Source organism: Pseudomonas sp. AM4(2022), assembly GCF_036346515.1.
Lineage (GTDB): Bacteria > Pseudomonadota > Gammaproteobacteria > Pseudomonadales > Pseudomonadaceae > Aquipseudomonas > Aquipseudomonas paracarnis.
The window spans coordinates 478229-500533 of sequence record NZ_JAOTNW010000002.1 but is presented as its reverse complement, the minus strand read 5'-3'; the positions used below and the strand labels follow the sequence as shown (position 1 = coordinate 500533).

Here is a 22305-nt window from a genome sequence, read left to right as displayed (position 1 = left end):
CTGCCGGCAACAGACCGGCTGTTAACAACAACAATGGTGATTCCCGATGTCCGCTCGTACCCGCCTGTTCGCTCCAACTCCACCCGTACGCCTCGTGCCTTTCGTTCTGCGCTGACCGCCACTCGGTCCGCCATTCCCTAGCCGCGCTACGCCTGGAGTATTCCTATGCTGACTTTCCTTGGCTTTGCCATGGTCATCACGTTCATGTTCCTGATCATGACCAAGCGCCTGTCCGCGCTGATCGCCTTGATCATCGTGCCGATCCTGTTCGCGCTGTTCGGCGGTTTTGCACCGAAGATCGGCCCGATGATGCTCGAAGGCATCACCAAGCTTGCGCCGACCGGCGTGATGCTGATGTTCGCCATCCTCTATTTTGCTTTGATGATCGACTCCGGCCTGTTCGACCCGGCCGTGCGCAAGATCCTCAAGATGGTCAAGGGCGACCCGCTCAAGGTGTCGGTCGGCACCGCCGTACTGGCCCTGGTGGTATCTCTGGACGGTGACGGTGCCACCACCTACATGATCTGCGTCGCGGCCATGCTGCCGCTGTACCAGCGCATCGGCATGAGCCCAAGGATCATGGCCGGCCTGATCATTCTCGCCGGTGGCGTCATGAACATGACCCCCTGGGGCGGCCCGACGGCGCGCGCCGCCAGTGCGCTGCATGTGGACCCGTCGGACATCTTCGTACCGATGATCCCGGCCATGGCCGCCGGTGTCGTGGCGATCCTGGTGATTGCCTACATGTACGGCAAGCGCGAGCGTGCACGCCTGGGTGAATTGCACCTGCAAGGCGATGAGATCGACCACAGCGAAATCAGCGTGTCGCAATTCCCCGACGCCCGCCGGCCGAAATTGATCTGGTTCAACGGCGCCCTGACCCTGGCCTTGATGTGCACCCTGATTGCCGGCCTGTTGCCGCTGCCGGTGCTGTTCATGGTGGCGTTCAGTATCGCCATGATCGTCAACTACCCGTGCCTGCAGCAGCAGAAAGACCGCGTCGCGGCTCACGCCGGTAGCGTATTGGCCGTGGTGGGCTTGATCTTCGCCGCCGGTATCTTCACAGGCATTCTGTCGGGCACTGGCATGGTCGACGCCATGTCCAAAAGCCTGTTGGCGGTCATCCCCGAAGCGATGGGCCCTTACCTGGCGGTGATTACCGCGCTGGTGAGCATGCCGTTTACCTTCTTCATGTCCAACGACGCGTTCTACTACGGCGTACTGCCGGTACTGGCCGAAGCTGCCAGCCATTACGGCATCACCGCGGTGGAAATGGCGCGGGCGTCGATCGTCGGGCAACCCGTGCATTTGCTCAGCCCACTGGTACCCTCGACGTACTTGCTGGTTGCTCTGGCGGGTATCGAATTCGGCGATCACCAGCGTTTCACACTCAAGTGGGCAGTGTTGGTGTGCCTGTGCATAATGTTCGCCGCATTGCTGATGGGGATTTTTCCGCTGTTCAGCACTCTATAATCGTACCGACTCACTCACCGCGCGGCACTACAGCTTGCGCGGTTAACACTTGCTCAAAGGAATACACATGGAATGGCTGACCAATCCGGAAATCTGGATTGCCTTCTTCACCCTGACGGCCCTTGAGATCGTCCTGGGCATCGATAACATCATCATGATTTCGATCCTGGTCAGCCGCATGCCCAAGCATATGCAGGCACGCACTCGGATCTTCGGCCTGGCGTTGGCCATGGTCACGCGCATCCTGTTGCTGCTGTCGATCACCTGGGTCATGCAACTGACCGCCGACCTGTTCGTGGTGTTTGGCCAGGGCATCTCCGGTCGCGACCTGATCCTGTTCTTCGGTGGCCTGTTCCTGCTGTGGAAAAGCTCCCAGGAGATGTACCACGCCCTGGAAGGTGAAGATGAAACCCAAGATGAACCCAAAGGCGCCGGCGGCAAGTTCATCTACACCATTATCCAGATCGCCATCATCGACATCGTGTTCTCCCTGGACTCGGTGATTACCGCTGTCGGCATGGTTTCCCACGTGCCGGTGATGGTTGCCGCCATTGTCGTTGCGGTATTGGTGATGATGCTGGCTGCCGGCACTATCAGCGAGTTCATCGACAAGCACCCGTCGCTGAAAATGCTGGCGCTGTCGTTCCTGCTGGTAGTGGGTACCGTGCTGATCGCTGAATCCTTCGACGTACACGTGCCAAAAGGCTACGTCTACTTCGCCATGGCGTTCTCGCTGGCGGTGGAAGCGGTGAACATCAAGATGCGTACCGCCATCGCGAAAAAGAAGAAACAGCAGGACCCGGTGAAACTGCGCAAGGACATTCCGGGTCAGTAAATTTGACCCGCGAGTGATCGTTCCCACGCTCCGCGTGGGAATGCCCTCTCGGACGCTCCGCGTCCGCAAAGTGACGCAGAGCGTCACAGGATGCGTTCCCACGCCGAGAGTGGGGAACGATCTTCATGACAGTTTTGTTTCAATCCCGAGTTTAGCTATGCGATGCTGGCGCAGAGCCCATTCGCCAACTACAGCTTAGGTACAAGACGTAGAGCGGCACGCGGTAACTTTCCTTCGCTCCTGCTGGAGCGCACCCACACGGGGGGCCGAGCATGCTGACCTTGCTCAATCTGCTTTCCGCCGTGACCCTGCTTATCTGGGGCACGCATATCGTCCGAACCGGTATCCTGCGGGTCTACGGTTCCAATTTGCGCCAAGTCATCGGGCAGAACATGTCCAAGCGCTGGCTGGCATTTGTCGCCGGTATCCTGGTGACGGCCATGGTGCAAAGCAGTAACGCCACTGCGATGCTGGTGACTTCGTTTGTCGGCCAAGGGCTGATGAGCCTCACGCCGGCCTTGGCCACCATGCTTGGCGCCGACGTCGGTACGGCCTTGATGGCGCGGGTGCTGACGTTCGATTTGTCCTGGCTGTCGCCGCTGCTGATCTTCCTCGGGGTGATTTTCTTCCTGTCGCGCAAGCAGACGCGGGCAGGGCAGTTGGGCCGGGTCGGAATCGGCCTGGGCCTGATCATCCTCGCGCTGCAATTGATCGTCGAAGCCGCCGGCCCCATCACTCATGCCCAAGGCGTCAAAGTCATCTTCGCTTCGCTGACCGGCGATATCTTGCTGGACGCCCTGGTCGGCGCGCTGTTCGCCATGATTTCCTACTCCAGCCTCGCTGCGGTGTTGCTCACGGCCACCCTGGCCGGTGCTGGCGTGATCGGCTTGCACGTGGCCATCGGCCTGGTGATCGGCGCCAACATCGGCAGCGGCGTGCTGGCCTTTCTCAGCACCAGCATGCAAAACACTGCCGGTCGCCAAGTGGCCCTGGGCAGCCTGTTGTACAAATTGATCGGTCTGTTGCTGATCATTCCAGTGCTCGACCCGCTGGTAGGCTGGATGGACGGCCTGGACTACAGCGTCCAGGGCATGGTCATCACCTTCCACCTGCTCTACAACGTCAGCCGTTGCCTGATCCTGTTGCCCACCATCGGGCCCATGGCCCGCCTGTGCGAATGGCTGCTGCCGGAACGCCCCGAAACCAATGGCAAGGCCAAGCCACGCCATCTGGACCTGGCCTCATTGAATACCCCAAGCCTGGCCTTGGCGAACGCCGCCCGCGAAACCCTGCGCCTGGGCGACTTGATCGACAATATGCTCACTTCGATGCAGGAAGTGCTGCGCGGCAACCAAACCGCAATCACCCAGCAAATGCGCAGCCTCAGCGATGACGTCGAGGCGCTCAACAGCGCGATCAAACTCTACCTGGCGCAAATGCCCCGTGAGGACCTCAGCGAACAGGACAACCGCCGCTGGGCAGAGATCATCGAGCTGTCGATCAACTTGAAATTGGCGGGTGACCTGATCGAACGCATGCTGCGTAAGGTCCAGCAACAGAAGACCTCGCAACGCCGGCAATTTTCCGAAGTGGGCCTGGAGGAACTCAGTGGCCTGCACAGCCAGTTGATCGCCAACCTGCGCCTGGGCCTGTCGGTGTTTCTCAGCGGCGACCCGGAAAGCGCCCGCCAATTACTGCGTGAAAAGCGCCGCTTCCGCGCCCAGGAGCGCCGCCTGGCCCACGCCCATGTCAGCCGCCTGCAGCGCAAGATCGTGCAGAGCCTGGAAACCAGTTCCCTGCACTTGGAACTGATTGCCGACATGAAACGCTTGAACTCGTTGTTTTGCAGCAGTGCTTATGTAGTGTTGGAAACGTCCGACACTGGCGCGCTCTCGGCTGAAAGTATTGCCGACATTACCCATTCGCCCTGAACGTACGCCCGCGAGCGAAGTCAGTTAACAATGGACCTCATTCGCCAGGAAGCTTGTTATGCGTCGCCTGTTACTCGCCTGCCTGCTCTTGGGCTCGGCACACGCCTTTGCCTTTGACCGTCTGCAAGTCGAGGGCTACACCTTGCCCAACGGCCTGCAACTGCTGCTCAAACCGGGCACCGAGCGTGGGCATGTCGCTATTCGCCTGGTGGTTGGTGTGGGCCTGGACGACTTCGGTTGCGAAGAAAAAGAACTACCGCACTTGTTCGAGCACTTGCTGTTCAGCGGCATCGACGGCGGCGGCGAGGGCGACCTCGAAGACCGCATGCAAGCCCTGGGCGGCGAGTGGAACGCCTACACCAGCAACGCCGATACCACCTTCGTGATCGAGGCGCCCGCGCAGAACCAACGCAAGGTGCTGGACCTGCTGCTGGCAATCCTCACGCGCACGCAACTGACCGACGCCCATATCAATGCCGCCAAGCAAGTGGTGGAGCGCGAAGACGGCGGCCATTATTCACACTTGCAACGCCTGCTGGATCGCCAGGACCTCGGTCACAGCGCCAGCAACCAATTGGCTGTGGAGTTGGGCCTCAAGTGCGCCGAACGCGCCGAGGTCAGCCACCTGACCCGCGACCAGTTGGAGAAGCTGCGCAACGAATGGTACGCGCCGAACAATATGACCCTGATTGTCGTCGGCGATCTCGACAAACTGCTGCCCGCCTACCTAGAACGCACCTATGGTGAACTCGACCCAGTGGAGCCGAGCGAACATCGCCCCCTCCCGGAAATCCAGCACACCGCCGCCAGCCACCGCGACCTGATCCGCGGCTGGGTGGGCGATGGCGCCAAGCTGCACTGGCTGTTCCCCGAGCCTGTGCTGGACGACCAGCATGATGAAACCTACAACCTGCTCAAGGACTACCTCGACTGGGCGCTGTACCGGCAACTGCGCCTCAAGCACGGTTTGTCCTACGGCCCGTGGGTGGAACGCGAAGTACTCGGCGGCGTCGGGTTCCTCAGCCTGAATGCCGACCTTGAGCGGGAAAACCTCCCTGAAGCCGAGCAGGTCTTGCAAGACCTCAAGGCCCAGCTGCTCAAGAACGGCCTCGACCCAACAGTATTCACACGCCTGCAACAAGCCGCCATCGCCCGCCAAGCCTGGGCAGTGCAGGGCAACAGCGCACTGGCCGACTATTACTGGAGTGCGGCTGGCGACTACTCCAATGGACGTTTCAGCGACCCGGTTAAACGCATCAAGGCCGTGAGCCTGGCGCAAACCAACCAGGCTATGCGCGAAGCGTTCCAGCAGCCGGGCTACTGGCGCATCGAAAAACCGCTGTTGAGTTATGACGCCTTGACCTGGATCGGCGCGGGCGTGCTGGGCCTGATCATCCTTGGTTTGATCGGCCTGAGGCTTTATCGCAAACCTGTTGAGTAATGAGGCACAGAGTATCGGGCTAAGGCGTTATTCTATCTGCGATTTTTCCCACAACCAGTGAACCGCCCATGCCGAACTTGCCGCCCCTCATCCAGCGAGTTATAGAACTGATCAAGCGCTACCCAGGGGTGATTGCACTCGGCGGTTTCATCTCGGGCGTGGGCAGCTTCATCCTGGTAGACCGTCAGCAGGGCATGGCCAGTTGGATCGCGGTGATCATGCTGGTGAGCTGGTTGTGGCTGATGCTGGAGAACAGCTTTACGCAACTGTTCACCAAAGTCTTCAATCGCGAGATCCCTGAACCGCTGCTGCGATACGCCACCCAGATGATCCACCAGGAAAGTCTGTTTTTCGTCCTGCCCTTCTTTTTCGTCACCACCGCCTGGAACAGCGGCCAATCGCTGTTCACCGGCCTGCTGGGCGCGGCGGCGCTGGTGTCGATCATCGACCCGCTGTATTACAAATGGCTGGCGCCCAAACGCTCGCTGTTCCTGGCCCTGCACACCCTGACCCTATTCGCCGCGTTGCTGACCGCGCTGCCGATCATCATGCACCTGACCACCGCCCAGAGTTACAAACTGGCGTTGGGTGTAGCCATGGTCTTGTCGATCCCGAGCCTGGCCGTCAGCCTGCCGCTGCGTAGCCTCAAGGGCTGGGCGATGCTGCTGGGGGTAACGGCCGCTATCGGCTGCGCCGGCTGGTTCCTGCGCAGCTGGGTACCGCCCGCCACCCTGTGGATGACCGAAGTCGCCATCAGCACCCAATTGCAAGACCGCACGCCGGGCGACGACCTCAAGCAAGTCACCGCCGCCCAATTGCGCAGTGGTGGGCTGTATGCGTACACCGCGATCAACGCGCCACGCGGGCTGGATGAGCGCATCTACCATGTGTGGAAATTCAACGGCCAGGAAGTCGACCGCATTGCCCTGGACATCCATGGTGGGCGCAAGGAAGGCTATCGCGCCTGGACCCACAAGCAGAACTTCCCGGGTGACGCCGTAGGGCGCTGGCAGGTGCAGGTGCTCACCGAAGACGGCCAAGTCATCGGCGTTCTGCGCTTCAAGGTGATAGACACAGCACAAGCGGACAACCCAAAGTAAGCCGGATCGTGCTATTACGTAGCAATTGTGGATAGCCAAACAAGCTCGGAGCTTATGACCACTAGCACGACGGCCGGCGCGGCCCATCTAGATACGTCCAGCACCCCGCCTTCGCTACGGATTACCGGCGACTGGACGCTGGCCCACTACGCTCACCTGAAGAAGCTGTCGGCCGCACTCGACGGCCAATACGACGCCGGCGCCCGCATTGACCTCAACGGTCTCGGTGCGCTGGATACCGCCGGCGCCTCGCTGCTGGTGGAGCTGCTGGGCCCTGCGCGCATCGAACATTCTGCCGAACAGACTGATTGCACCCTGGCAGCCGCCGACCGTGCACTGCTCAAGACCGTCTACCGCTCCCTGAATGACTTTTGCGTACCGATCAAAGAGCCGGAAGAGGCCGCCGGCATTCAAGTCTTGGCCCGCATCGGCCGCGCAGTAGACACGGTCTGGCAAGACGCAATGAAGCTGTTGGGCTTTATCGGCCTCATCCTCGAAACCTTCGCTCGCGGCATTTGGCGGCCCAAGCGCTGGCGCCTGACACCCATGGTCGCCCACATCGAACAGACGGGCCTGGATGCGGCGCCTATCGTCGCGCTGCTGACCTTTCTGGTGGGCGCCGTCGTGGCCTTCCTCGGCGCCACCGTGCTCAAGAGCTTCGGCGCGACGATCTTTACCGTAGATCTGGTGGCCTTCTCCTTCCTGCGCGAATTCGGCGTGTTGCTCACCGCAATCCTCATCGCCGGCCGTACCGCCAGTGCATTCACCGCGCAAATCGGCTCCATGAAAGCCAACGAAGAAATCGACGCCATCCGCACACTGGGCCTGGACCCTATGGAACTGTTGGTATTGCCCCGCGTGTTGGCGCTGCTGGTGGCGTTGCCGATGCTGACCTTCCTTGCGATGCTCTCGGGGATCGTCGGCGGTGGCGTGGTGTGTGCGGTGGCCCTGGATATTTCGCCGGCGATGTTTCTTTCGCTGCTGCAATCGGACATTGGCGTACAGCACTTTCTGGTGGGCATGGTGAAGGCGCCGATCTTTGCGTTTTTGATCGCGGCCATTGGCTGCCTGGAAGGTTTCAAAGTCAGCGGCAGTGCCGAGTCAGTCGGCGCGCACACCACGTCGAGCGTGGTGCAATCGATCTTTGTGGTGATCGTGCTGGATGCGGTCGCGGCGATGTTTTTCATGGAGATGGGCTGGTGAGTCGTCTACACCGTGCGCCCACTGAGGCGGTGATTGAAGTGCGTGGCCTGTGCAATCGCTTTGGCAGCCAAAGCGTGCATGAGAACCTCGACCTGGATTTGTACAAGGGCGAGATCCTGGCGGTGGTGGGGGGCTCTGGCAGCGGTAAATCCGTGTTGTTGCGCAGCATCGTTGGCCTGCGGCGCCCCAGCGAAGGCGAAGTGCGGGTGTTCGGCAAAAACCTGCCGAGCCTGCCTGAACATGAACGCTCACTGGTAGAACGCCGTTTTGGCGTACTGTTCCAGAAGGGCGCGCTGTTTTCCTCGCTGACGGTGACCGAGAACGTTGCCCTGCCATTGATCGAGCACGCCGGCCTCAGCCGCGCCGATGCCGAGCACTTGGCGGCGGTCAAGCTGGCCCTGGCGGGGTTGCCGCTGTCGGCGGCCGATAAATACCCGGCCTCGTTATCCGGCGGCATGATCAAGCGCGCGGCTCTGGCCCGCGCACTGGCCTTGGACCCGGACATCCTGTTCCTGGACGAACCCACCGCCGGTCTCGACCCCATTGGCGCGGCGCAATTCGACCAACTGATCCTCACCCTGCGCGATGCGTTGGGCTTGAGTGTGTTCCTGGTCACCCACGACCTCGACACGCTGTACACCATCACCGACCGTGTGGCAGTGCTGGCGCAGAAGAAAGTGCTGGTGGCCGACGCCATCGATGTCGTTTCGGAAACGGACGACGCCTGGATTCACGAATATTTCCACGGCCCCCGGGGCCGCGCGGCATTGGATGCCGCTCAATCGCTCAACGAGGTATGACATGGAAACCCGAGCCCATCATGTGATGATCGGACTGTTCAGCGTAATTGTGGTGGTCGGCGCGATGCTGTTTGGCCTGTGGCTGGCCAAGTCCAGCGTCGATACCGCCTTCCAGGATTACGAAGTGATCTTCAACGAAGCGGTCAGCGGCCTGTCCCAGGGCAGTGCGGTGCAGTACAGCGGCATCAAGGTGGGCGATGTCATCAGCCTGCGCCTGGACCCCAAAGACCCGCGCCGCGTCCTGGCTCGCATCCGCCTGGCCGGGCAAACGCCAATCAAGGAAGACACCCAGGCCAAGCTGGCCCTGACCGGCATCACCGGCACCTCGATCATCCAGCTCAGTGGCGGCACCCCACAGAGCCCGGAACTCAAGGGCAAGGACGGCAACCTGCCGGAAATCATCGCGTCGCCATCGCCTATCGCACGCCTGCTCAATAACAGCAACGACTTGATGACCAGCGTCAACCTGCTGCTGCACAACGCCAACCACCTGTTCTCGCGGGAAAACGTCGAACGCCTGAGCAACACCTTGGATAACCTGCAACAAACCACCGGCGCCATTGCCGAGCAACGCGGCGACATCAAGGTGGTGATGCAGCAATTGATGCAGGTGAGCAAACAGGCGGGCGCGGCGCTTGAGCAAACCACCGTACTGATGCGCAGCGCCAATGGCTTGCTCAGCGAGCAAGGCAAGCAAGCCTTCGGCAGCGCCGAGCAGGCGATGAAATCCCTGGAGCAAAGCACCGCCACCATCAATACCTTGCTGACCAATAACCAGGACTCGGTGAACAGCGGCATGCAGGGCCTTAACGAACTGGCGCCAGCCGTGCGCGAGCTGCGTGAAACCCTCGGCTCACTGCGCGCCATCTCTCGCCGCCTGGAAGCCAACCCCAGTGGTTACCTGCTGGGCAGCGACAAGAACAAGGAGTTCACGCCATGAAGCGCGCGTATCACATGATCGTCCCTATGGCCCTGGCACTGGTCAGCGCATGCTCGATCCTGCCCAAGCCTGACCCGTCGGACGTGTACCGCCTGGCGTCCGCCCAACCGGCCAGCCAAGGCACGCCGGTGAGTTGGTCGCTGCGCGTGACCAAGCCGCAGACCAGCGAGTTTCTCGACAGCCCGCGCATCGCCGTGGTGCCAGATGGTAACTTGATCAGCAACTACGCGAACTCACGCTGGAGCGACCCGGCGCCGGTGCTGCTGCGTAATCGCCTGCTGGATGGCTTCCAGCGCGACGGGCGCGTGACATTACTGAGTACCGATGAGACCAACCTGCAAGCCGACTATGAGCTGGGCGGGCAGTTGCAGGCGTTTCAGAGTGAGTATCGAGGCAAAGCGGTGGAGGTGGTGATTCGCCTCGACGCGCGATTGGTGCGTGGGCGTGATCAGCGAATTATTGCCAGCCGTCGGTTTGAAGTGAGGCAGCCGGTGAGTGACACCAAGGTGCCAGCGGTGGTGGCTGCTTTTGGCCAGGCCGGGGATCAGTTGAATAAGCAGGTGGTGGATTGGGTGGTGCAACAGGGTAATACTGCGCCGAAACGATGATTCCACCGCCCTGTAGGAGCGAGCTTGCTCGCGAAAAACCTGAGAACGCCTCGGGGAATCTGATGCCCCGCGTTATCGTTAACGTTTTTCGCGAGCAAGCTCGCTCCTACAGGGTGCGGCTCATGCTCAACCGAAGAACCAGTAGCACACGGAGATAGCCGCCACTACGCCGGCAAACTCCGCCAATAACGCACAACCGACGGCATGCCGAGCCCGCTGGATCCCCACCGAACCAAAGTACACCGCCAACACATAGAAAGTGGTTTCCGTACTGCCCTGAATCGTCGCCGCCACCAACGCCGGGAAGCTGTCCACACCCTGGGTCTGCATGGTCTCGATCAGCATCGCCCGCGCCGCGCTGCCGGAAAACGGCTTGACCATCGCCGTCGGCAGCGCGTCGACGAAGCGCGTATCAAGGCCCGTCCAGGCCACCACATGGCGAATCCCTTCCAGGCCGAACTCCAAGGCGCCTGAGGCACGCAACACGCCAACCGCGCACAGCATCGCCACCAGATAGGGCAACAGGTTCTTGGCCACGTCGAAGCCTTCCTTGGCGCCTTCGACAAAGGCCTCGTACACCTTGACCTTGCGTAAGGCACCGATCACCAGGAACAGCATGATCAAGCCAAACAGCGTGAGGTTGCCCAGGATCGACGACAAACCGGCCAGCGCTGTGGCAGACAGGGTCGCCAGCAGCGCCATGAAGCCACCCAGTATCAACGCGCCGGGGACCAGATAGGCCAGCACCACAGGGTCCCACAGCCGCAGACGCTGCATCACCGCCACCGACAGCAGGCCCACCAGCGTCGACGCACTGGTGGCCAGCAGGATCGGCAGGAACACCAGCGTCGGGTCCGCAGCGCCTTGCTGGGCGCGGTACATGAAAATGGTCACCGGCAACAGCGTCAGCGAAGACGCGTTAAGCACCAGGAACAGGATCTGAGCGTTGGTCGCCGTATTGGGGATGGGGTTGAGCTCTTGCAGCGCCTTCATGGCTTTCAGGCCGATGGGCGTCGCGGCGTTGTCCAGGCCCAGGCCGTTGGCGGCAAAGTTGAGGGTGATCAAACCGATCGCGGGGTGCCCGGCGGGCACTTCCGGCATCAGGCGGCGAAACAGCGGGCCGAGGGCCTTGGCCAGCCAATCGACGATCCCGGCTTTTTCGGCGATCCGCAGAAAGCCCAGCCATAACGTTAGGGTGCCGAACAGCAGCACCATGACTTCCACCGACAATTTGGCCATGGCGAAAATGCTTTCGACCATCGCCGCGAAGATCCCGGCGTTACCGCCCACCAGCCATTGCGCCAGCGCTGACACCATTGCCACGACAAAGAAGCCAAGCCACAGGCCATTGAGCATCAGATAAATCCCCCGAAAGATGGGGCGAATGATAACGGGGCTGGCAGAAACGACAAACCCCGGAATTCTCCGGGGTTTGTTTTCGATCAATCTGCAATCAGCTACGGGTGGCTTGTGCTGTAGGCAGGGCTTCCTTGCTGCGCCAGTGCGGCAGGGAATTCCAATAGCGCTCGCCCTTGGCGTCGTCGTACATGCCTTCCCAACGGGAGATAACCAGTACGGCCAAGGCGTTACCAATCACGTTCAGGGCGGTACGCGCCATGTCCATCACACGGTCGACACCGGCGATAAACGCCAAGCCTTCCAGCGGGATGCCCACGCTGCCCAGCGTCGCCAGCAACACCACGAAGGACACGCCCGGCACGCCGGCGATACCTTTGGAGGTCACCATCAGAGTCAGTACCAACATCAGTTGCTGGCCGATCGACAGGTCGATGCCATACAGCTGGGCAATGAAGATCGCCGCGATGCTCTGGTACAGGGTCGAACCGTCGAGGTTGAACGAATAACCGGTTGGCACCACGAAGCTGCAGATCGCTTTCGGCGCGCCGTAGGCTTCCATCTTTTCGATCACACGCGGCAGCACGGTTTCGGAGCTGGCGGTGGAGTAAGCCAATACCAACTCATCTTTGAAAATGCGGATCAGCTTGAGGATCGAGAAGCCAAACAGGCGTGCGATCAAACCCAGGACCGCGAAGGCGAAGAACAGGATCGCGACGTAAACCAGAATCACCAGCTTGGCCAGCGGCAGCAGCGAGGCGAAGCCGAAGTTGGCGACCGTCACCGCGATCAGCGCGAATACACCGATAGGGGCGTACTTCATGATCATGTGAGTGACTTTGAACATGCTCTCGGACACGCCCTGGAACATGGTCACCAGCGGCTCGCGCAGCTCAGGCTTGAGGCTCGACAGGCCCAGGCCGAACAACACCGAGAAGAAGATGATCGGCAGCATCTCGCCACGGGCAACAGCGGCGAAGATGTTCGAGGGGATCAGGTTGAGGATGGTTTCGATGAACGCATGTTCATGCTGCACTTCGGCGGCAGTCGCCTGGTACTTGGAAATATCGACGGTACCCAGGGTACTCATGTCGATGCCAGCGCCTGGGTGGAACAGGTTGGCGAGCAACAGGCCCACCACGATGGCGATGGTGGTGACGATTTCGAAGTAGAGGATGGTTTTGACGCCGATACGACCGAGCTTTTTCGCGTCGCCGACACCCGCAATACCGACGATCAGCGAAGAAATCACAATCGGGATCACGATCATCTTGATCAGGCGGATAAAGATATCGCCCGCCGGCTGCAACACATTGCTGATCCACCAGGCCTTTTCAGCACTGAAATGGTTGAGCACTGCACCGATTGCAATGCCCAGTACCAAACCGATGAGGATCTGCCAGGCGAGGCTTAGCTTTGCCTTCTTCATGTCATTACCCTTGCTTCAAGTGGACTTACGGCAAATGCGCCAGCTGCAACGCTCGAAAGCGAAAAAGTGTGTGCATCTGCCTCCATGGAAGGTCACCGCAGCGTGGCCGAAATGGCTTACTGGCAGGCGAAAAAAGGCGCAACTATTCCCATGCAAGGGAGCGACGTCTAATGCCGTAAACGCCTACCCTATGCCGAATCGGCATGGCTTTTTTTGAAAATATTTGTCCAAACGGTCAGTTCGTATCCGCCATTCGGGCGGGTGAATATGCCGTTAAGCGGCCAAATCAGGCTCGCTCAGAGATACTGGACGACTTCGATTGATTGGCAGAAATGTCTGAGAAATCCATCACCTAGCGCCAGAAAGATCCTATAGCGCGGATGAAAAATTCTCGATAGATGGTCACGCCGACATACCCGGTAATGGTTGGCCAGAGGCAAAAAGCAAAACTGCGGCTATGGACGGCATGAAACGCGAGCATGAGAGCGATAAGCCCGCCGCAAGTTCAGCAAGCTTGAGGTCTTGTGAACTTGCGTCGCAGCTTTTCGCCTGACCCGGCCCTTGCGCAGGTACTCCCTGTACCCGTAGGTCACGCCGATCCTGATCGATCAGAGCAACCCGGCCCCCTGGTCATGCATCACTCAAGGAGCGATGCAAACAGAAAGAAGCACCAGAGCTTCTTTCTATGGACGCCGGCTCCGTCAGACGGAACCTAGTACCAATTCGGGTCTTTCTTGAGCTGCTCCATCAGCAGCTTTTGCATACCCTCGTCCGGCTTACCGAGAAAACGGTAATCGGCGTGCCGTGTCGGGGACTTGTCCGCTGGCAAACCAGCCGGGACTTCCACCAACATGGCGTAGGCATCTTCCTTGTCGAGGCTGAAGGCCACGATCAGGCGCTTGTTCAGGCAGGTGTCTGCGGTTTCGCAAAGCGGCCCGACCAAGTACTTGTCGCCATCTTCCTCAACGGCATTCATTTGCTCGGCCGTGCCCGACAGGTTCATCACCCATTCGGGCAGGCGCTCTTCTTTCTTCACCACGTCTTGCCAGGTTTCGCGGTACTGCGGATCCGCGCTGAGCAATTCGTTAGCCCGGGATTGGCCGTCGTTGGCGGCCATGGCCAGGCCGCTGCCGCCCAACAGCAGGGCGGCAGCAAGGGCTTTAAAAGGCAGGCTGACCATATTCAACCTCGGCCTTTGCGACCAAAGAAGAACGAAGCGATAAACATCACCAGGAAGACCACAAACAGGATCTTGGCGATGCCGGTGGCGGTGCCAGCGATACCACCGAAGCCCAGGACTGCGGCCACAATGGCGATGATCAGAAATGTGATTGCCCAACTCAACATGGTGATTCTCCTTATGCTTCTATAGGGGTAACAGCGGTGATGCCGTGCAGCCGCTCAACACGAGCGACGTTTTTTGCCTAGAACACCCAACGGTCATGGGCCGGCAGTTCGTCCAGGGTGGAACCCTGGTCTACCAGGCTCAATTGCGGGGCAGTCACATCGGCGCTGGCGCTGCCAATGGAACGGAAATGGGTCTGGGTCATGACGGGACGCTCAAATTGCGGGGCCGGCTGCGCGCGCTCCTGCCAATGCTGCAACTGCTGGCCGGCAATCAACGTGACCATCAAGGCCAAGCTGGCAAACAGGCCCTGCTGCAGGCGCAGCGGCGATACACGCAATTGGCTGAGGCTTTGGCGAGTCATACTGCATTGCTCCCGCATTCTGATTATTCGTTCATGACGCTCTTGGGAGAGATATTGCAGAGTGCATGCCAGCTTTATTGCAAAATAAAACACAACAAAATCAAAGAGTTAGACTTGATAGATAGATTCATCGCCTAGCATCCTGCACGATGCCTCGTTGCAGGCCGTGCGAAATGCACGATGGAAAGTGGTCGGAACCAGACACCTGGCGCGCACATCGAAGGATCGAAGAGCAACAAGTCCTGAAAATGCCCGCAAACCACGTCTGTAGGAAGGCGCGCAGATAGCTGCACGAAGAAGCCTTTTATGAATCAGAATAAACCATGCAACTTGCCCGATTATTCCGGGACTAAACACCATCACATTTATAGTTAAGGAGTGCGGGACAGATGGATTCAGCCAAGGAACTTCAAGGCCGCATTCTTTTAGTGGATGACGAATCCGCGATCCTGCGCACCTTCCGCTATTGCCTGGAAGATGAGGGCTATACCGTCGCCACCGCGAACAGCGCCGCCCAGGCCGATGCCCTGATGCAGCGTCAGGTGTTCGACCTGTGCTTCCTCGACCTGCGCCTGGGCGAGGACAATGGCCTGGACGTGCTGGCCCAGATGCGCGTGCAGGCTCCGTGGATGCGCGTGGTGATTGTGACCGCCCATTCGGCCGTGGATACCGCCGTGGACGCCATCCAGGCTGGCGCCGCCGACTACCTGGTCAAACCTTGCAGCCCCGACCAACTGCGCCTGGCCACGGCCAAGCAACTGGAGGTGCGTCAGCTCTCTGCGCGGCTGGAAGCGCTGGAAGGCGAGGTGCGCCAGCCCAAAGACGGCCTGGACTCCCATAGCCCGGCAATGATGGTGGTGTTGGAAACCGCGCGGCAGGTGGCCGGGACGGACGCCAATATCTTGATTCTCGGCGAGTCCGGCACCGGTAAAGGTGAGTTGGCCCGGGCGATACACGGCTGGAGCAAACGCTCGAAGAAGTCCTGCGTGACCATCAACTGCCCCTCACTGACCGCCGAACTAATGGAAAGCGAACTGTTCGGCCACAGCCGCGGCGCGTTCACCGGCGCCAGTGAAAGCACCTTGGGCCGCGTGAACCAGGCGGACGGCGGTACGCTGTTTCTCGACGAGATCGGCGATTTCCCCCTCACGTTGCAACCCAAGTTGCTGCGATTTATCCAAGACAAAGAGTATGAGCGCGTGGGTGACCCGGTCACCCGTCGCGCCGACGTGCGCATCCTCGCAGCCACCAACCTGAACCTGGAAGACATGGTGCGCGATGGCCGGTTCCGTGAAGACTTGCTCTACCGCCTGAATGTCATCACCTTGCACTTGCCGCCGCTGCGCGAACGCAGTGAAGACATCCTGACCCTGGCTGACCGCTTCCTTGCCCGCTTCGTCAAGGAATACGCACGACCGGCGCGCGGCTTCAGTGATAATGCCCGCGAAGCGCTACTCAACTATCGCTGGCCCGGCAACATCCGCGAACTGCGTAACGTGGTGGAACGCGCCAGCATCATCTGCCCGCAGGAAAAGGTGGAGATCAGTCACCTGGGGATGGCCGAGCAACCGGCCAACAATGCACCGCGTATCGGAGCGGCTTTGAGCCTGGACGAGCTGGAGAAAGCCCATATCGGCGCCGTACTTGCGACCAGCGACACGCTGGACCAAGCGGCCCGCACACTCGGCATCGATGCGTCGACGCTGTACCGCAAACGCAAGCAGTACAACCTTTGAACAGGACTTTATGAAGCTCGCGATGAAACTGCGCACCCGGTTATTCCTGAGCATCTCAGCGTTGATTACCGTGGCTTTGCTGGGGTTGGTCCTGGGCTTGGTCAGCGTCATGCAAATGGCTAAGACCCAGGAATCGTTGATCCGCAGTAATTTCATCACCCTGGACCTGGGGCTCAAATTGCGTCAGAGCCTGGGCGACCAGTTGATCATGATGCTGGAGAAGCGTCCCGACCCAGACGCCCTGCAAGCTTCCAAGCAGCATTATTTCGATCTGTTGGACCAGGGCATCGCCCATGAGCAGGTCGACGGCAAAAACCATGGTTTCAGCCAGGCACGCTCGGATTACCAGAATCTGCTCAAGGCGTTTGACCAATCCCAACAGGCATCACCGCCTGCGGGCAGCAAGGAAAAGCTCACCGAAACCTTCAACATACTGCGCAACGGCTTGATCGCCGAACACAAGCAGGCCCTGGAAAATATCAGTACCAGTGAACATAAATCCCGTGAGCGCGCCTTGTTGATAGCGGGCCTGCTCGGGCTGGTGGGGCTCGCGGTGCTGATCATCGGGTTCGTCACGGCCCATGGCATCGCCCGGCGTTTCGGTGGCCCCATCGAGGCCCTGGCCAAGGCCGCCGACAAAATCGGACAGGGCGATTTCGAAGTCACCCTGCCGATCTCCTCCGCAGCGGAAATGAACCTGCTGACCCGCCGTTTCGGCATCATGGCTGAAGCGTTGCGCCAACATCAGGCCACTAACATCGATGAGCTGCTGGCCGGCCAACAGCGCCTGCAAGCGGTGCTCGACAGTATCGATGACGGCCTGTTGATGATTGATCGCCAAGGCTGCCTGGAGCACCTCAACCCTGTGGCGCAGCGCCAATTGGGCTGGGATGAGGAACGGCTGGGTCAAGGGCTTGGCGAAGCCATGGGTCGCGCGGAAATGGATGAACAGCTGCAGCTGGTGCTGCGCGGCGGCAATCTGGAGCGGGCCCCGGATGATCTGGAGGTGGAAGTCGAGGGTGAGTTGCGCCTGCTGACCTACAGCCTGACCCCGGTCAGCCATACACAGGGGCACATTCTCGGGGCCGTGATGGTGCTGCATGATGTGACGGAACAGCGCGCCTTCGAACGGGTGCGCAGCGAGTTCGTATTGCGCGCCTCCCATGAGCTGCGCACGCCGGTTACCGGCATGCATATGGCCTTCGGCTTGTTCCGTGAGCGGGCGAAGTTCCCACCTGACTCCCGCGAGGCAGACCTGCTGGATACGGTCAATGAAGAAATGCAGCGCCTGATGCAGTTGATCAACGACCTGCTCAACTTCTCGCGCTATCAGAACGGCCTGCAAAAACTCACCTTGGGCACGTGCGATGTCACCGACTTGCTGGAGCACGCACGGGCCCGATTTGCTGAGCCTGCGAACGCCCAGCACATTGAGTTGCTGGTAGAAGCTCAACCTGAATTGCCACGGCTGTATGCCGACCAAGTGCAACTGGAGCGGGTACTCGACAACCTGCTGGGCAATGCCCTGCGCCACACCGCCGAAGGCGGGCAGATTCGTCTGCAGGCACGACGGCATGGCGAGCGGGTGATTATCAGCGTTGAGGATAACGGCGAAGGCATTGCCTACGGCCAGCAAGGGCGGATCTTCGAACCCTTTGTGCAGGTGGGCCGCAAGAAAGGCGGTGCGGGCCTGGGGTTGGCACTGTGCAAGGAGATCGTGCAATTGCACGGCGGCCGCATGGGTGTGTACTCACGGCCGGGGCAGGGTACGCAGTTCTATATGGCATTACCCCTGTAGGAGCGAGAACCCTGTGGCGAGCAAGCTTGCTTGCGCTGGGGTGCGAAGCGCCCCTCAAAAAAGCCGGCTCCAGCTTCGCTGTCGAACGGGAGCAAGCTCCCTCGCCACAGCAAGCTCGCTCCTACAGTTTTACACCATCAGCGGTGATTCAAAGCCCGCAGGATCGCGGCACTTTCAGCATCCGGGGTGCCATCAAACAGTGACGGGCGAAAGCGCATCTGGAACGCGGCGATAACGTGCCGCGTGGCCACATCCAGCTCACCGGTCTGCGGCGTCTGGTAGCCCAGGCGCGCCAGCTCTTCCTGGAACCAGGTAATGCTCGGCAACTGCGCGGCGTACTGCACCTGGAACCGGGCCACTGCCTGGGCATCCGGCCACACGGCCAGACCTTCTGCCGCCAAGCGTTTCCAAGGGAACAACGGGCCTGGGTCCAGCTTGCGCAGTGGGGCGATATCGCTGTGTCCGATGATGTTCTTGGGGTCAATGCCATTGCGCTTGCTGATGTCCTTGAGCAGCACGATCAGCGACTGCACCTGCGCTTCGGAATACGGGTACCACACACGCCCAGTCGGCGTATCACTGAACCCTGGGTTGACGATCTCGATGCCGATGGAGCTGGAGTTGAGCCAGGTGCGCCCCATCCACTCGCTTTCCCCCGCGTGCCAGGCGCGCTGGCTTTCATCCACTAGCTTGTAGATGGTGCCGGAGGCGTCGTCGCCGATCAGGTAATGGCTGCTGACCTGGCCATGGGTCAACAGCGCCAGGGAACGTTCAAGGTTGGTCGAGGTGTAATGCACCACAACGAACTGCACGCGGTTGTCGTGGTTGACCGAGGGATGGCTGGTGTTCAGGCGCGGGCCGCTGGCGCAGCCGGCAAGCAAGAGAAATGCAAAGGCGATATACAAGGATTTCATGGCGAGAGGCATTACACTAAAAGACGATAATGCAACAGTGTAACGTAAGGTTCATGGCCGGGCGGTCAAATTACAAAATGGAACATCTTTTATGCCGCCTGCACCTGATTACGTCCCGCAGCTTTTGCCCTGTAGAGCGCTTCATCGGCACGCTTGAGCGCCAGGTCACTGCGCTCGCCGGGTTGAAACTGCGCCACGCCCATGGACACCGTGATGGTTACCGGCTCACCCTTGAAGTGGAACGGGCACGCTGCAATAGCCTCACGCAATACTTCACCTACGGCCAAGGCATCCGCCAAGGCCGAGTCGGGCATTAGCAGCACAAACTCTTCACCCCCAAAACGCGCGATGAAGTCCGTCGGTCGCAGGCGCTTGCTCAGCACATTGGCGATGATCTTCAAGACTTTGTCCCCCGCCAGGTGCCCGTAACCGTCGTTGATGCGCTTGAAGTGGTCCAGGTCAAGCATGGCCAGCGACAGGCTGTTACCCCGCTGATGCCAGGCGTTGACCTCGTAATCGAGGCGTTCGCTCCACGCCGCACGGTTGGGCAACCCGGTGAGTGGATCGATCAAGGCCTTCTGGCGCTGTACCTCCAGGTGCTCGCGGTAGCCCTGGGCCTCCTGCTCCATATGGGCCACGCGTTCAGCCAGACCTTTGAGGCGTGCGGCCACTTCCTGTTCGCGCAGGTCACGCTGTTGCTGGTGTTCATCCATGGTGCCGAGCAAGCCTTCAAGATGGCTTTCGAGCACTTGCTTGAGGCTGTCCAGGTCGGCGGCGTCCTGCACGCTGCTTTGCAGGCCGTCGACCTGCTCGCGAATCTGCGTGTCCAGCTCCCGCGCGGCCAGGCTGCTGTCGGCGTGGCCCTCGCTGGCGACCTGCAAATGCCCCTGGAATGCCTCGAGACGCTCGTTGAGCTGCTTGAGATAAGCCTCGAACTCATGCTGGCCACTGTCGGTGACCGCCAGCATCAGCACGGCCAGGTCATCCAGGATCGGCAGCAGTTCGTACCAATTCAAACCATGGGCGAGACGCTCACGCATTGCCTCGGCCTGGGGCTGGTGACGTTCGGGCAGGGAAAGATCTTCCAGCAGGCCGAGCAAAGTGCCTTCAATGTGCTTGGCCACCGAACTGTAGGACGGTTCAGGCGAATCAGGCAGGGCGTAGGTGCCGTCCGGTTGCAGTTCGTCGGGCTCGGGGCTTTCCAGCACAGGGGGCAGCGACAGGCTGCCGATGGTGGTCTCATCCGGCGTTTCGACTGGAGCCGGCGGCGGCTCGATAAAGGCGGCGAGTGCGCTTTCGTGAGCAGGCTCCGCAACCGGTGGCGCCTGCACGTCGGGTTCAGATAATTGCGCAGGCGCCGCAATCGACGGCAGCTCTGGAGCGTCGAATACCGGCGTTTCGCTGGCGATCTCTTGCCCTTCGGCCGCTGCAACAGGCGCAGGCTTCAAGGCCACGGGTGCGGGTGACAGCGGTGCAAAGGCACGCAAGGCTTGGGTCAATTCTTCCGATTGCGCAGGTTCTTCCGGTTCGGGCGCGGGTTTGGGCGCTGCAGGCTTTGGCGGTGCCAATTGCACTGCCGGCAGTGGCTCCGCGTCAACCGGGAGCGCTTCACTGGCGGTCTCTTTACTACCGAACAGACGTTGCAACAGGCCCGGGCCTGGGCGTGCGGGTTCGCCTTCAGGCTCCAGATTATTCAGCGCCTGCCCCTGCAGGCTGCTCAGCTCACTGAGCAGCAGCGGTATCTCCCGCGCTTGTGCCACGCGACCATCGAGTTGCTTGGCGAAGGTTTTCAGCGGGCGAGCCACCTCGCGGGGCAGCGGCAGCTTTTGCAACTGGGTGACCAAGGCGGTGAGCGCGGTGCTGATCTGGTCGACGCGGGTTTCGCGGCGCTGCTCCGAATCCAGCACGGCCTTTTCCAGGCGCGGCAGTAAAGCGGCGAGGGCAGCATCCATGTCGTCCGTGCGCACGACATCGCGCATTTCCTTCATGCATTGATCGACGGCGCGGTCGGTGCCTTCGGCGGCCAGCGTGCTGCGCACCAGCCCGCGGCGCAGCAAATCGAGGCGGGCAGCCCAGCGGCGTTCGAGTTTGTCTTGTTGCTCGATGCTCTGGAGGTATTTCTCTTTCCAGCGCTGGGCGTCGTCGCTCATGCAAGGGGTCCGCGAGGGCCTGGGCTCAACGCGGGTAATGCATCAGCCGTGAGCGAACCCGGCAGACGAATCTCTACCGCGACCGGCAGGTGATCGGAAATGGGCTGCGCTAGCACCTGCACACTTTCCAGTGTGAGGCTTGGGCTGAGCAGGATATGGTCAAGACAGCGCTGCGGGCGCCAGCTGGGAAACGTGGCTTCGACTTGCGGCGCCAGTAACCCAAGGTCGCGCAGCGGAGAATTCTGCAGCAGGTCGTTGGCATGGGTGTTCATGTCACCCATGAGCACCTGGTGCTTATAGTTGCCAATCAATTCACGCACGTAGGCCAATTGCAGGTTGCGCGTACGCCCCCCGAGGGCCAGGTGCATCATCACCACCACCAAGGCTTCCGGGCCTTCGCCAAAACGCACAAGGATCGCCCCGCGCCCTTTGGGGCCTGGCAAGGGGTGATCTTCAATAGCCGTGGGTTTGAGGCGGCTGAGTACGCCGTTGCTGTGCTGCGCCAGGCGCCCCAGGTTGCGGTTGAGTTGCTGATACCAGTACGGGAAGGCCCCTAGCTGAGCCAGGTGTTCCACCTGGTTGATATAGCCGGAGCGCAGGCTGCCGCCGTCGGCTTCCTGCAGGGCGACCAAGTCGAAGTCGCTGAGCAGGTCGCCGATTTTCTGCAGGTTACCGGTACGCCCCTTGTGGGGCAGCAGGTGCTGCCAGCCACGCGTGAGGTAGTGCCGATACTTCTCGGTACTGTTGCCCACCTGGATATTGAAGCTGAGTAGGCGCAAGCGGCTATCTGCCGGCAGGCCTGTGGACTCCAGATGATGCTCGTTGACCTGCGGTTCATGCAGGCCAACGACACGCTCGGTACCCCAGCGGCGCATGGCGAGC

At 60.5% G+C, this 22305-nt stretch carries 19 protein-coding genes; 11 read left to right on the top strand and 8 right to left on the bottom strand.

Features of this window, described 5'->3' with window-relative positions:
* Positions 1-165: 165 nt before the first annotated feature.
* From ODQ19_RS04635 to ODQ19_RS04595, 9 genes are all read left to right on the top strand, one after another.
* Positions 166-1473 carry a CitMHS family transporter gene (locus ODQ19_RS04635; RefSeq protein ID WP_003187405.1) on the top strand — a complete coding sequence of 436 codons (1308 nt, stop codon included), beginning with the start codon at positions 166-168 and terminating at the stop codon, positions 1471-1473.
* 67 nt (positions 1474-1540) lie between these two features.
* Positions 1541-2308, top strand: a complete 768-nt coding sequence (locus tag ODQ19_RS04630; protein ID WP_003187403.1) for a TerC family protein — start codon at positions 1541-1543, stop codon at positions 2306-2308.
* Between the two features lie 272 nt (positions 2309-2580).
* On the top strand, positions 2581-4239 hold the full coding sequence (locus ODQ19_RS04625) for a Na/Pi cotransporter family protein (RefSeq protein ID WP_186607437.1): 1659 nt from the start codon (positions 2581-2583) through the stop codon (positions 4237-4239).
* A 58-nt stretch (positions 4240-4297) separates the two neighbouring features.
* Positions 4298-5680, top strand: coding sequence for a M16 family metallopeptidase (locus ODQ19_RS04620; protein WP_116668118.1), 1383 nt, complete (start codon positions 4298-4300; stop codon positions 5678-5680).
* A gap of 68 nt (positions 5681-5748) precedes the next feature.
* Positions 5749-6780, top strand: a complete 1032-nt coding sequence (locus ODQ19_RS04615; protein WP_003187399.1) for a DUF5924 family protein — start codon at positions 5749-5751, stop codon at positions 6778-6780.
* Between the two features lie 54 nt (positions 6781-6834).
* Positions 6835-7983 (top strand): ABC transporter permease, encoded by a 1149-nt coding sequence (locus ODQ19_RS04610; RefSeq protein ID WP_116668119.1) that lies wholly within the window; start codon positions 6835-6837, stop codon positions 7981-7983.
* Positions 7980-8783: an ABC transporter ATP-binding protein gene (locus tag ODQ19_RS04605; protein ID WP_014716351.1), complete on the top strand. Its 804-nt coding sequence runs from the start codon at positions 7980-7982 to the stop codon at positions 8781-8783. Before ODQ19_RS04610 ends, ODQ19_RS04605 begins: the two co-directional genes overlap by 4 nt.
* Before the next feature lies 1 nt (position 8784).
* Positions 8785-9723 (top strand): MlaD family protein, encoded by a 939-nt coding sequence (locus tag ODQ19_RS04600; RefSeq protein ID WP_003187394.1) that lies wholly within the window; start codon positions 8785-8787, stop codon positions 9721-9723.
* Positions 9720-10331, top strand: a complete 612-nt coding sequence (locus tag ODQ19_RS04595; protein WP_116668121.1) for an ABC-type transport auxiliary lipoprotein family protein — start codon at positions 9720-9722, stop codon at positions 10329-10331. The genes ODQ19_RS04600 and ODQ19_RS04595 overlap by 4 nt, the downstream gene beginning before the upstream one ends.
* A 126-nt stretch (positions 10332-10457) precedes the next feature.
* On the opposite strand, the gene ODQ19_RS04585 is transcribed toward ODQ19_RS04595, so the two are convergent.
* The 5 genes from ODQ19_RS04585 to ODQ19_RS04565 all read right to left on the bottom strand — a co-directional run bounded on the left by ODQ19_RS04585 (position 10458) and on the right by ODQ19_RS04565 (position 14825).
* Positions 10458-11687 carry a nucleoside recognition domain-containing protein gene (locus ODQ19_RS04585; protein ID WP_116668122.1) on the bottom strand — a complete coding sequence of 410 codons (1230 nt, stop codon included), beginning with the start codon at positions 11685-11687 and terminating at the stop codon, positions 10458-10460.
* A 97-nt stretch (positions 11688-11784) separates the two neighbouring features.
* Positions 11785-13116 (bottom strand): glutamate/aspartate:proton symporter GltP, encoded by a 1332-nt coding sequence (gene gltP, locus ODQ19_RS04580; protein WP_003187390.1) that lies wholly within the window; start codon positions 13114-13116, stop codon positions 11785-11787.
* A gap of 712 nt (positions 13117-13828) precedes the next feature.
* A complete protein-coding gene (locus ODQ19_RS04575; protein ID WP_034129242.1) occupies positions 13829-14296 on the bottom strand; it encodes an inhibitor of vertebrate lysozyme family protein in 468 nt (155 codons plus the stop codon).
* Between the two features lie 2 nt (positions 14297-14298).
* Positions 14299-14463: a DUF1328 domain-containing protein gene (locus tag ODQ19_RS04570; RefSeq protein WP_003187386.1), complete on the bottom strand. Its 165-nt coding sequence runs from the start codon at positions 14461-14463 to the stop codon at positions 14299-14301.
* A gap of 77 nt (positions 14464-14540) precedes the next feature.
* Positions 14541-14825, bottom strand: coding sequence for a hypothetical protein (locus ODQ19_RS04565; RefSeq protein WP_020301400.1), 285 nt, complete (start codon positions 14823-14825; stop codon positions 14541-14543).
* 389 nt (positions 14826-15214) lie between these two features.
* On the opposite strand from ODQ19_RS04565, the gene algB reads away from it, so the two are divergent.
* The gene (gene algB / locus ODQ19_RS04560) at positions 15215-16561 is read left to right on the top strand and encodes a sigma-54-dependent response regulator transcription factor AlgB (RefSeq protein ID WP_014716346.1); all 1347 of its coding nucleotides are present in this window, start codon (positions 15215-15217) and stop codon (positions 16559-16561) included.
* A gap of 10 nt (positions 16562-16571) precedes the next feature.
* Positions 16572-18359, top strand: coding sequence for a KinB sensor domain-containing domain (locus ODQ19_RS04555; RefSeq protein ID WP_116668125.1), 1788 nt, complete (start codon positions 16572-16574; stop codon positions 18357-18359).
* Positions 18360-18496: 137 nt separating this feature from the next.
* Here ODQ19_RS04555 and ODQ19_RS04550 read toward each other — a convergent pair whose 3' ends face one another.
* The 3 genes from ODQ19_RS04550 to ODQ19_RS04540 all read right to left on the bottom strand — a co-directional run bounded on the left by ODQ19_RS04550 (position 18497) and on the right by ODQ19_RS04540 (position 22298).
* Positions 18497-19273: an N-acetylmuramoyl-L-alanine amidase gene (locus tag ODQ19_RS04550; protein WP_116668126.1), complete on the bottom strand. Its 777-nt coding sequence runs from the start codon at positions 19271-19273 to the stop codon at positions 18497-18499.
* Positions 19274-19362: 89 nt separating this feature from the next.
* The gene (locus ODQ19_RS04545; RefSeq protein WP_330209430.1) at positions 19363-21423 is read right to left on the bottom strand and encodes a diguanylate cyclase; all 2061 of its coding nucleotides are present in this window, start codon (positions 21421-21423) and stop codon (positions 19363-19365) included.
* On the bottom strand, positions 21420-22298 hold the full coding sequence (locus tag ODQ19_RS04540) for an endonuclease/exonuclease/phosphatase family protein (RefSeq protein ID WP_003187377.1): 879 nt from the start codon (positions 22296-22298) through the stop codon (positions 21420-21422). Before ODQ19_RS04540 ends, ODQ19_RS04545 begins: the two co-directional genes overlap by 4 nt.
* Between the last annotated feature and the right edge of the window lie 7 nt (positions 22299-22305).